The sequence below is a fragment of the Cohnella boryungensis genome (assembly GCF_042651945.1).
GTDB lineage: Bacteria > Bacillota > Bacilli > Paenibacillales > Paenibacillaceae > Cohnella > Cohnella boryungensis.
Window position 1 is genome coordinate 1 of the sequence record NZ_JBHSED010000072.1, and the last position, 597, is coordinate 597.

A 597-nucleotide genomic window follows, 5' to 3' on the forward strand; every position below is an offset into this window, starting at 1 on the left:
GCGTGTTCCTGAGCGTCACGGGAACGCCAAGCGGTACGGAGACGTTCGAGGTGAAGGCAGCAAGCGCGACGTCGATCCATGACCTTGCGGGTAATGCGTCTCCGGCCAGTCTGGCGACCGGCGCGAAGACGCTGCAGGATCTGCAGCCGCCCGCACTGGCTAGCGTTCAGCGCGACAGCGACACGCAACTGACGGTGGAGTTGAGCAAGGCCGTTACGTCAGCGAGCGCAACGAAGGCGAACAACGGCGGGTTTACGGTAACGGAGACGGGCAACGCGGGCATCACGTATACGGTAAGCGAGATTGAGCTAGGAACAGATCCGAAGCAAGTCATGCTGACCGTTGCGAACCTCGGACGCTCGGCGAAAGAAGGCGTAACGGTAACGTACGCCGCCGGAGGCAACGGCACGATTGCAGATAGCGCAGGCAACGCCTTGGCGACGAATGCGACCGGACTTGGCGTAGCGGCATGGGACGTGACCGCACCGACGCTTTCGAGCAGCAGCGCCGTGTCGGCGAGCAACGTCTACGTCGACCTGACGTTTAGCGAAGGCGTGTATGGCAACGCGGCGGGCACGACGGGGCTGAGCGCAGGCA

At 63.3% G+C, this 597-nt stretch carries 1 protein-coding gene; it reads left to right on the plus strand.

The features are described 5' to 3' along the window. Positions 1 to 597 (plus strand): hypothetical protein (locus tag ACFO1S_RS27365; protein WP_378127943.1); only part of this gene is annotated, 597 nt, incomplete at both ends.